Genomic DNA, 8,891 nt, shown 5'->3' with positions numbered 1-8,891 from the left:
GACAGATTTATTGTTTTTTTCTTTGTTCAGTACTACAACTTGTGTTGTAGCGCCCTGCACATTGGTTCGTCTTGTTCAGTTTTCAAAGGTCTTTATCGCTCTCTCAAGCGACAACTATATCAGTATATCACCTATCCATTCACTTGTCAACACTTTTTTTGAATTTTTTTATCTTTTTTACAAATTTATTTCCTACCACCATCAAAATCACTGATAAATCAATAACTAAAAGGGAAAGGTAACATCTCCCTCTTACCTCTCCCTTATTCTCTATATCACCGTGCTGCTAAAGTCGCTTAATGCTCTAGCTACAATTAAATTCATTCAAATATACTCAAACTAGTATAATACACAGTCCAATCAATCACATAAAGAAATTTACTTCAGCTTTCTATTAGAGGTTAAAAAGAAATTACTTTATCTCTCATTCATAAGCGGTAACAAGTAGCACCCTTCCCCTTCTTTTCGTTTCTCCAGACCTTTAACAGCTAATTGAAGGAGATCGGATGCAAATGATTGAATAGAGTCTTGATCCGCTTGTGTTAACTCGATTTGCGAATACTTTCTGCGCAGCCTTTTATAGTTACGCCCCTCTAATTTGAAGAAATCACAATCTTTAAGATAAGCGGTCACTTCCTCAAGATTAGCCAACAATCCCAAATGAAAAGCTGCTGGTGCAAAGGTCCTCTCGATAGGCTGAGCACAAGTACTCCTAAATTCGATCGTTCCCCGCGTTGTCAAATCTTGGTACTGGTAGCTTCTGTGATTACAAAAATCATCTGCATGGGGGATAATCAGACTTTCCTTGCCACTTAAATTGTATCCCTTGATTTGCTCTTGCTTTAGATACTCTCCAGCTACGATAGGAGGGAAATAATAGGTGTCACCCTCTCGCTCAACATTGAAAATGGCTGTATGATTTAAATAATTGAAAAAATCTTCCTCGTCTTTGAAATCATGGGGATTAACACCGACATTTTCTACTAACAAGCCATGCATGGACTCTTCCCAGAAGCGGTCTCTCGAGATTCTAGTGTTGAAATCTTCTGTAAGTAATTCTGAATTGGCAAAAAGATAAGCTTTGGCAGCCTCGATTTGATTAAAGGTGTTAATTACCTGTATGAAATTTGCCTGTGAAACATCTAACTGTACCTGGCTCCCACAGATATAGCTACCATAATCAGGATGACGATGGAAGAAATCTCCTCCAATTTTTTCACTCAAAGTTAGATATTGCATTAACATTTGATAGCGGGGATATTTAACAGGACCATTATCATTCTCCTTCCAGAATGGATGTAAACCATGTCCCTGGAGTTCATGATGATTTTTGCGCAAAAACTTTTGAATGTTGTCTAAGTAATGATTAAAGCGTCTTTCGACTTCCTGAATCGTTTTCGCTTTTTCAAATGCAAATTCTAAAATATTATAAGACACTTCAAAAAGTATCCGATCTTCGCTATCTGAAGCTTTTAATTGGATAGGATTGCCCTCTGAATCCCTTCTTTCTACGATAAAGCCATAGTCTGAATTTAGCCTTACTAACAGCTCCTTTGTTACACGAGTATCTGTCGCTCCTCCCTGAAGATTCACAATCGGAAATTCTAACTCAATCCCAATGTATAAGTCTGGATTTTCTTTTATATTTGCCAAATAACGTTCTTTCAAAATAGCAATCGAATCTTGCATTTCTTCTCCTTCCCTCAAGAAAGTTTTTCTTTTCCCATTCAAAAACGCCTGCTTACGAAATTGTTTTTCACTAAAAGCAATTTCGTAAACAAGCGTCTACCCTTTCATCATGATGATGAGTGTTCCCGCTAGGAAAAATCCTAGCGGTAGACCAGAGCTAGACTAAGAGTATAAGAACTCCATCATCATAACACTCAACAAAATTGATAAAAATTATACTAATTCAATAATTGCCATTGGCGCAGCATCCCCACGGCGTGGTTCAGTCTTAAGAATACGAGTGTATCCACCATTGCGCTCAGCATAGCGAGGTGCCAATTCAGAGAATAATTTTTGAAGAGCTGTGGTTGTAGTATATTTGTTAGTCTCTTCATTGTAGTTTTCTGATGCAATTTCGTTACGTACAAAAGCTGCTGCTTGACGACGAGCATGCAAGTCACCACGTTTACCAAGAGTAATCATTTTTTCAACTGTTTTACGGATTTCTTTAGCACGAGCTTCAGTTGTTACGATTGATTCATTGATAATCAAGTCAGTAGTCAAATCACGAAGCATTGCTTTACGTTGTGAGCTAGTGCGTCCTAGTTTACGGTAAGCCATGTATTCCTCCTTTATTTATCGTTTCTTAACCCAAGACCAAGGTCAGCAAGTTTAACTTTAACTTCTTCAAGACTCTTGCGGCCCAAGTTACGAACTTTCATCATTTCAGGCTCTGATTTTTCTGTCAAATCAAAGACAGTATTAATTCCTGCGCGTTTCAGACAGTTGTATGAACGAACTGATAGATCCAATTCTTCAATTGTACGTTCCAAAATGCGATCATCTGAAGATTTTTCTGCTTCCTTCATCACATCAGTTGAAATAGCAACTTCTGTTAAATCTGTAAAGAGGTTCAGATGCTCTGTCAGGATACGAGCTGATAGTCCCAAAGCGTCTTCGGGAATAATCGTTCCATTCGTTAAAATTTCAAGGGTAAGTTTATCAAAACCATCGTTGCTACCAACACGAGCTGGTTCAACCTGGTAATTTACTTTTGTCACAGGCGTATAGATAGAATCTACCGCAAGTGTGCCTACTGGTGCATCATCTTTTTTATTTTCGTCAGCTGGTACATATCCACGACCGCTATTCACAGCCATTTTCGCTTTAAAGCGAGCACCTTCACTGATTGTAAAGAGATAATGATCAGGGTTTACAATTTCGATATCACTGTCTGTCAAAATATCTCCAGCAGTTACTTCTGCAGGACCTTCAACATCCAATTCAATCATCTTTTCGTCTTGGACGTAAGATTTTACAGCAATCCCTTTGATGTTCAGAATAATCTGCATCACATCTTCACGGACCCCAGAAATCGTATCAAATTCGTGCAATACTCCATCAATGTTGATAGAAGTCACTGCTGCACCTGGAAGTGAGGCGAGAAGTACACGACGAAGTGAATTTCCAAGCGTTGTACCATAACCGCGTTCTAACGGTTCAACTACAAACTTGCCATAATTTTTATTTTCATCAATTTTTGTTATATTTGGTTTTTCAAACTCAATCATTTAGTTAACTCCCTCTTAAACGAAAAGCAGTGTAATTGTTGATGATTATACACGGCGACGTTTTGGAGGACGAGCACCATTGTGTGGCACAGGAGTCACATCACGAATAGCAGTTACTTCCAGACCAGCTGCAGCAAGTGCACGAATAGCTGACTCACGACCAGAACCTGGACCTTTAACTGTAACTTCAACTGATTTAAGACCGTGTTCTTGTGCAGACTTAGCAGCTGCTTCAGATGCCATTTGGGCAGCAAATGGTGTAGATTTACGAGAACCTTTGAAACCAAGAGCACCAGCAGATGACCAAGCAATCGCGTTACCATGCACATCAGTAATCATAACAATAGTGTTATTAAATGTAGCGTGAATATGTGCAATACCAGATTCGATATTTTTCTTCACACGACGTTTACGTGTTGGTTTAGCCAAGACTTTTTACCTCCTTATATTATTTTTTCTTACCTGCAATCGCAACGGCTTTACCTTTACGAGTACGAGCATTGTTTTTAGTGTTTTGTCCACGGACAGGAAGTCCACGACGGTGACGGATACCACGGTATGAACCGATTTCCATCAAACGTTTGATGTTAAGGTTTACTTCACGACGAAGGTCACCTTCAACCTTGATTGCATCCACTTCGCGACGGATTGCGTCTTCTTGATCTGATGTCAAATCTTTGACACGGATGTCTTCTGAGATTCCAGCAGCAGCCAAAATCTTCTTAGAAGTTGGAAGTCCGATACCATACACGTAAGTAAGTGAAACGACTACACGTTTGTCATTTGGAATGTCAACTCCAGCAATACGAGCCATGTTTTCTCCTTTCTATCTTATCCTTGACGTTGTTTGTGTTTTGGATTTGCTGGGCAAATTACCATAACACGGCCATTACGACGAATAACTTTACAGTATTCGCAAATTGGTTTGACCGATGGTCTTACTTTCATTTCTTATCCCTCCAAGTTTTTCGATTATTTAAAGCGGTAAGTGATCCGTCCACGTGTCAAATCATAAGGACTCATCTCGACAGTAACACGATCTCCCGCTAAAATACGAATATAGTTTTTACGAATTTTACCAGAAACTGTTGCTAAAATCTGATGTCCATTTTCAAGTTCAACCGTAAACATTGCGTTCGGCATCGTATCAACTACTTTGCCTTCGACTTCAATCACATCGTCTTTTGCCACGCAAAAGCACCTCCCTAAATTTCGATAGATTCCTCTGAGCACAGAGGTAACAATTATAAGTCAGACTAACTCATTGTATCACTACTTGTCAAATATTGCAAGTGGGAAAAACGCTTTTATTTTAAATTTGACAAGACTTTTTCGATATCTGAGAAGACTGCCTCAATCTCTTGATTGCCCTGAATGTCGTGAACGAGTCCTTGAGCGCGGTAATGATCAATAATTGGTTGGCCTTGAGCGATATTAACATCCAAACGACGCTTTACTGTTTCAGGTTTGTCGTCTTCACGTTGATAGTAATCTTCTTCTTTGTAATCCACTGGTGGGTTGAAAATTTTGTGGAAGGTTTCCCCTGTTTCGCGGTGGATAATCCGTCCACTCAAACGTTCTAACAAACTATCTGGATTTACTTCGATATTGATAACTGCGTCAAGTTGGATACCCAGATCTGCAAGGATTTGATCCAAGGCGTGAGCTTGATCAATTGTCCGTGGATAACCGTCCAACAAGAAACCAGTTTCTTTAATATCATCTTGTGCCAAGCGCTCTTTCACAATTCCGTTTGTCACTTCATCTGGCACCAACTCGCCTTTAGAAATGTAGGATTTCGCTAAAACACCCATTTCTGTTTCATTTGCCATAGCAGCACGGAACATATCCCCAGTTGAAATATGTGCCACGTGGAATTGTTCCACAATTTTGGCTGCTTGTGTTCCCTTGCCTGCGCCTGGCAAGCCCATAATCAAAAGATTCATGTTTTGTCTCCTTTTTTGTTTTTAAAGCAATCTATTAAAACACTTAATAAACTTTTTTAAAAACAAAATAGAAGGTTGACTAAGTCAACCTATTTCTATTCTGTTGTAGTATCCATAAATCCGACATACTTACGTTTCAGAAGATAACCTTCCAACTGTTTCATTCCTTCAATACCTGTTGAAATGATGATAAGAAGACTAGTTCCTCCAAGAGCAACTGCATCGGTCAGACCGAAAAGATCTTTGGCTAGGATCGGAATGATTGTGATAATCCCTAGGAATAGTGAGCCAACTGTCGCCAAGCGGCGAAGCAATTTAGACATATATTCTTCCGTTCCCTTACCTGGACGAACACCTGGGATGTAGGCTCCACTCTTTTGTAAATTCTCTGCTGTCTTTTCAGGATTAATTTGTACAAATGTATAAAAGAAAGTAAAGAGAATAATCAAGAGAGCATAGGTAAACATACCACTGATGGTTGTAGTCGCCAGAAGCGCCTGTGCCGTCCGAACCCAGGATGCGTTATAGCCCATAGCACTTACAAACTGGAAGATGGCTGCTGGAGCAGCTGTAATCGAACTTGCAAAGATAACTGGGATAACACCAGCAGGATTCACTTTTAACGGTAGGTAAGAACTTGAAGGGGCACCTTGAGCAATCTTCGTATATTGAATTGGAATTTTGTACTCAGCTTGTTGCACAAAGGTTGTGAAATAGATAATCACCAGAACAGCAACAATTAAAATCCCAACGAAAATCAAAGACGAATTGAGTCGATCGCTCGGGATATTAACAAAGTAATCTTCATAGATCCCTTTGATCATACCAGGAATACCAGATACAATCCCTGCAAAGATAATCATGGATACACCATTACCATAACCCTTATCTGTAATTTGCTCTCCTAACCAAGTCACAATAACTGAACCTGTCGTGAGGAGGGCACCAATCAAAAGATAGGTTTGCCAATTTGGATTAGCTACTAGTTTAGTTCTTGACAAAGTCGCAAATCCAGCTGTAATCCCGATGGATTGGACAAAGGCCAATACCAGGGAAATATAGCGAGTTGCTTGATTAAGCTTTCTCCGTCCGACTTCCCCTTGCTTGCCCCACTCTACAAATTTTGGAAGCAAATCCATTTGTAAGAGCTGAACCACGATCGAAGCCGTGATGTAAGGGCTAACTCCGAGAGCAAAAACAGAGAAGTTACGCATGGCATTCCCTGAAACCAAGCTAAGCATGTTTAAGAAAGGTAAATCGCTTAAACTGCTCAAAGCTTTGGCATTAATTCCTGGAACAGTTATGGTTGTACCAATACGGAAAACTAAGATAATGAACAAGGTGAACAAAATCTTAGACCGTACTTGTTTTATTTTAAGTGCGTCTTTTAATAGCTTGAAAAACATAGGTCACCTCTCTTAGATGACTTCGACTGAACCACCTTTAGCAGTGATAGCTTCTTCAGCTGATTTAGAGAATTTAGCTGCTTTAACAGTCAACTTCTTAGTCAATTCTCCGTTACCAAGAATCTTAACACCAGATTTTTCAGCTTTTACAATACCTGCTTCGATGAGAACAACTGGAGTTACTTCTGCACCATCTTCAAAGATATTTAATTGGTCAAGATTAACAATCGCGTATTCTTTACGGTTTACATTCAAGAAACCACGTTTTGGTACACGACGGAACAATGGAGTTTGTCCACCTTCAAAACCAAGACGAACACCGCCACCGCTACGTGCTTTTTGACCTTTTTGACCGCGACCAGAAGTTTTACCGTTACCTGATGAAGTACCGCGACCAACACGGTTGCGAACTTTACGTGAACCTGCAGCAGGTTGTAATTCATGAAGTTTCATTATTTTTTCTCCTCTTTTGTAAAATGCTAGCGCTCGTACCAGAGAAAAGGTGTCTCTGATACAAACTCGCCTATACATATATTTAGTTTTAGGGGCTGAGAAAATTCTCAAATCCCCTAATGTATCTTAATAAAAGTTTTTCAGCTAAGGCTTACTTAACTTCTTCAACAGTTACCAAGTGAGATACAGCAGTGATCATACCGCGTACCGCTGGATTGTCTTCTTTGATAACTGAGCTGTTCAATTTGCCAAGTCCAAGTGCTACAACAGTTTTACGTTGTGACGGGATGCGTCCGATTGGAGACTTAGTCAAAGTAATTTTAATTTGAGCCATGAGTTCCCCTTTCTTAAGCCAAGTCAGAAACTGAAATACCACGAAGGGCAGCAACTTCTTCAGCGCGTTTCAATTGTTTCAAGCCTTCAACAGTTGCGCGAACGATGTTGATTGGAGTGTTTGAACCAAGTGATTTAGATGTAACATCTGCCACACCTGCCAATTCGATGACGGCACGAACAGCACCACCAGCAGCAACCCCAGAACCTTCAACAGCTGGCTTAAGCAATACTTTCGCTCCACCAAATTCTGAAAGAACTTCGTGAGGAATAGTTGTACCAACCATTGGAACTTCGATCAAGTTTTTCTTCGCATCTTCAACTGCTTTACGGATAGCTTCTGGTACTTCTTGAGCTTTACCAGTACCGAAACCAACACGACCGTTGCGGTCACCAACTACTACAAGAGCTGCAAAACGAAGACGACGTCCACCTTTAACAACTTTAGTAACACGGTTGACTGCAACTAAGCGTTCTTCAAGTTCAACTGCATTGTCTTTAAATGCCATTTTCTAGTGTCCTCCCTATTAGAATTTCAATCCGTTTTCACGAGCTGCATCAGCCAAAGCTTTTACACGTCCGTGATAGAGATATCCACCGCGGTCAAACACCACTTCAGAAATACCTTTAGCAACTGCACGTTCTGCAACGAGTTTACCTACAACAACGGCTTGTTCAGTTTTAGTTCCTTTTGAAACTTCTTTGTCAAGAGTTGAAGCGCTTGCGAGCGTTACACCCGCTACGTCATCAATCACTTGAGCGTAGATGCCTGTATTAGAACGGAATACGTTCAAACGTGGGCGATCAGCAGTTCCAGAGAGTTTTCCGCGAACGCGACGGTGGCGTTTTTGGCGGACTTTATTTTTATCTGGTTTCGTAATCACAATTTTCACCTCTTATTATTATTGACGTGCCTCAGCACAAAATCGGAAAATAAACTGGCTGGCTGAAATCATCAGCCAATCAAGATTATTTACCAGTTTTACCTTCTTTACGGCGAACGAATTCACCAACGTAACGGATACCTTTACCTTTGTAAGGTTCTGGTGCACGAAGGCTACGTACATAAGCAGCTGTTTGACCAACCGCTTCTTTTGAAATTCCGCTGATAACGATAGTCGTTGGGTTTGGAAGTTCAAAAGTAATTCCTTCAGGAGCTTCTACTTCGTCTGGATGAGATTTGCCAACTGAAAGTACAAGTTTGCTACCTTGAAGTTGAGCACGGTAACCAACCCCGCGCATTTCAAGTTCTTTCTTGAAGCCTTCTGATACACCAACAACCATGTTGTTCAAAAGGGCACGAGTTGTTCCGTGGATAGTTTTCATTTCTTTTGAATCGTTTGGACGGTGAAGAGTTACTTCAGTTCCTTCCACACGGATTTCAATATCTTTTGAGAACTCACGAGTCAGTTCTCCTTTAGGTCCTTTTAGAGTTACAACGTTGTCATTGTTAGTGAGTTCAACACCAGCAGGCAACACGATAACTTTATTACCAATACGTGACATGTTTATTT

14 protein-coding genes are annotated in these 8,891 nt (G+C 40.2%); all 14 read right to left on the bottom strand.

Features of this window, described 5'->3' with window-relative positions:
* Window positions 1–417 precede the first annotated feature (417 nt).
* Window positions 418–1,689: a glutamate-cysteine ligase family protein gene (locus D8792_RS08655; RefSeq protein ID WP_125373686.1), complete on the bottom strand. Its 1,272-nt coding sequence runs from the start codon at window positions 1,687–1,689 to the stop codon at window positions 418–420.
* 213 nt (window positions 1,690–1,902) lie between these two features.
* Entirely contained in the window at window positions 1,903–2,289 is a 387-nt protein-coding gene (gene rplQ / locus D8792_RS08650; RefSeq protein WP_005591286.1) for a 50S ribosomal protein L17, read from the bottom strand.
* 11 nt (window positions 2,290–2,300) lie between these two features.
* Window positions 2,301–3,239 carry a DNA-directed RNA polymerase subunit alpha gene (locus tag D8792_RS08645; protein WP_015604257.1) on the bottom strand — a complete coding sequence of 313 codons (939 nt, stop codon included), beginning with the start codon at window positions 3,237–3,239 and terminating at the stop codon, window positions 2,301–2,303.
* Between the two features lie 45 nt (window positions 3,240–3,284).
* Entirely contained in the window at window positions 3,285–3,668 is a 384-nt protein-coding gene (gene rpsK, locus D8792_RS08640; RefSeq protein ID WP_001118385.1) for a 30S ribosomal protein S11, read from the bottom strand.
* 19 nt (window positions 3,669–3,687) lie between these two features.
* Window positions 3,688–4,053 carry a 30S ribosomal protein S13 gene (gene rpsM / locus D8792_RS08635; RefSeq protein ID WP_005591288.1) on the bottom strand — a complete coding sequence of 122 codons (366 nt, stop codon included), beginning with the start codon at window positions 4,051–4,053 and terminating at the stop codon, window positions 3,688–3,690.
* Between the two features lie 17 nt (window positions 4,054–4,070).
* Window positions 4,071–4,187 carry a 50S ribosomal protein L36 gene (gene rpmJ / locus D8792_RS08630; protein WP_001808836.1) on the bottom strand — a complete coding sequence of 39 codons (117 nt, stop codon included), beginning with the start codon at window positions 4,185–4,187 and terminating at the stop codon, window positions 4,071–4,073.
* 24 nt (window positions 4,188–4,211) lie between these two features.
* Window positions 4,212–4,430: a translation initiation factor IF-1 gene (gene infA / locus D8792_RS08625; RefSeq protein WP_001029883.1), complete on the bottom strand. Its 219-nt coding sequence runs from the start codon at window positions 4,428–4,430 to the stop codon at window positions 4,212–4,214.
* A gap of 116 nt (window positions 4,431–4,546) precedes the next feature.
* On the bottom strand, window positions 4,547–5,185 hold the full coding sequence (locus D8792_RS08620) for an adenylate kinase (protein WP_125373685.1): 639 nt from the start codon (window positions 5,183–5,185) through the stop codon (window positions 4,547–4,549).
* 95 nt (window positions 5,186–5,280) lie between these two features.
* Window positions 5,281–6,591, bottom strand: a complete 1,311-nt coding sequence (gene secY / locus D8792_RS08615) for a preprotein translocase subunit SecY (RefSeq protein ID WP_125373684.1) — start codon at window positions 6,589–6,591, stop codon at window positions 5,281–5,283.
* A 12-nt stretch (window positions 6,592–6,603) separates the two neighbouring features.
* A complete protein-coding gene (gene rplO, locus D8792_RS08610) occupies window positions 6,604–7,044 on the bottom strand; it encodes a 50S ribosomal protein L15 (protein WP_037617756.1) in 441 nt (146 codons plus the stop codon).
* Between the two features lie 151 nt (window positions 7,045–7,195).
* Window positions 7,196–7,378, bottom strand: a complete 183-nt coding sequence (rpmD, locus tag D8792_RS08605) for a 50S ribosomal protein L30 (protein WP_002894509.1) — start codon at window positions 7,376–7,378, stop codon at window positions 7,196–7,198.
* A gap of 13 nt (window positions 7,379–7,391) precedes the next feature.
* Entirely contained in the window at window positions 7,392–7,886 is a 495-nt protein-coding gene (gene rpsE / locus D8792_RS08600; protein ID WP_005591292.1) for a 30S ribosomal protein S5, read from the bottom strand.
* Window positions 7,887–7,904: 18 nt separating this feature from the next.
* Window positions 7,905–8,261, bottom strand: a complete 357-nt coding sequence (gene rplR / locus D8792_RS08595) for a 50S ribosomal protein L18 (RefSeq protein WP_005592009.1) — start codon at window positions 8,259–8,261, stop codon at window positions 7,905–7,907.
* Window positions 8,262–8,346: 85 nt separating this feature from the next.
* On the bottom strand, window positions 8,347–8,883 hold the full coding sequence (gene rplF, locus D8792_RS08590; RefSeq protein WP_062201683.1) for a 50S ribosomal protein L6: 537 nt from the start codon (window positions 8,881–8,883) through the stop codon (window positions 8,347–8,349).
* Between the last annotated feature and the right edge of the window lie 8 nt (window positions 8,884–8,891).

Origin of the sequence: Streptococcus cristatus, assembly GCF_003943505.1 — a bacterium.
Classification (GTDB): domain Bacteria; phylum Bacillota; class Bacilli; order Lactobacillales; family Streptococcaceae; genus Streptococcus; species Streptococcus cristatus_E.
Note: the sequence above shows the minus strand (reverse complement) of the source record. Positions and strands in the feature narration are given on the sequence as shown.